Consider the following 1,207-nt stretch of genomic DNA (forward strand, 5'->3'; position numbering starts at 1 on the left):
TGGGAAATCTCATCTTGAGGGGGGCTTCACGCTTAGATGCTTTCAGCGCTTATCCCCTCCGTACATAGCTACCCAGCTATGCCTCTGGCGAGACAACTGGTACACCAGCGGTACGTCCATCCCGGTCCTCTCGTACTAAGGACAGCTCCTCTCAAATTTCCTACGCCCGCGACAGATAGGGACCGAACTGTCTCACGACGTTCTGAACCCAGCTCGCGTACCGCTTTAATGGGCGAACAGCCCAACCCTTGGGACCTACTTCAGCCCCAGGATGCGATGAGCCGACATCGAGGTGCCAAACCTCCCCGTCGATGTGGACTCTTGGGGGAGATAAGCCTGTTATCCCCAGGGTAGCTTTTATCCGTTGAGCGATGGCCCTTCCATTCGGTACCACCGGATCACTAAGCCCGACTTTCGTCCCTGCTCGACCTGTTTGTCTCGCAGTCAAGCTCCCTTCTGCCTTTGCACTCTTCGAATGATTTCCAACCATTCTGAGGGAACCTTGGGGCGCCTCCGTTACATTTTAGGAGGCGACCGCCCCAGTCAAACTGCCCACCTGACACTGTCCCCACACCCGCTCAGGGTGCCAGGTTAGAACTCCGATACGATCAGGGTGGTATCCCAACGTCGCCTCCACACAAGCTGGCGCTCATGCTTCAATGGCTCCCACCTATCCTGTACAGACCGTACCAAAGTCCAATATCAAGCTGCAGTAAAGCTCCATGGGGTCTTTCCGTCTTGTCGCGGGTAACCTGCATCTTCACAGGTATTAAAATTTCACCGGATCTCTCGTTGAGACAGCGCCCAAGTCGTTACGCCATTCGTGCGGGTCAGAATTTACCTGACAAGGAATTTCGCTACCTTAGGACCGTTATAGTTACGGCCGCCGTTTACTGGGGCTTCGGTTCACAGCTTCGGGTTACCCCTAACCGCTCCCCTTAACCTTCCAGCACCGGGCAGGCGTCAGCCCGTATACTTCGCCTTGCGGCTTCGCACAGACCTGTGTTTTTGCTAAACAGTCGCTTGGGCCTTTTCACTGCGGCCCCCTCGGGCTATTCACCCTACCGAGGCACCCCTTCTCCCGAAGTTACGGGGTCATTTTGCCGAGTTCCTTAACGAGAGTTCTTCCGCGCGCCTTAGAATTCTCTTCTCGCCCACCTGTGTCGGTTTACGGTACGGGCACCTTCGCCTGGCTAGAGGCTTTTCT

The 1,207-nt window shown here is 55.7% G+C and carries 1 rRNA gene; it reads right to left on the reverse strand.

Annotation, left to right across the window (positions count from 1 at the left end):
- Nucleotides 1-1,207, reverse strand: a 23S ribosomal RNA gene (locus B5M42_RS24965); the annotation flags it as partial.

Source organism: Paenibacillus athensensis, from assembly GCF_004514475.2.
Taxonomy (GTDB): domain Bacteria; phylum Bacillota; class Bacilli; order Paenibacillales; family NBRC-103111; genus Paenibacillus_AL; species Paenibacillus_AL athensensis.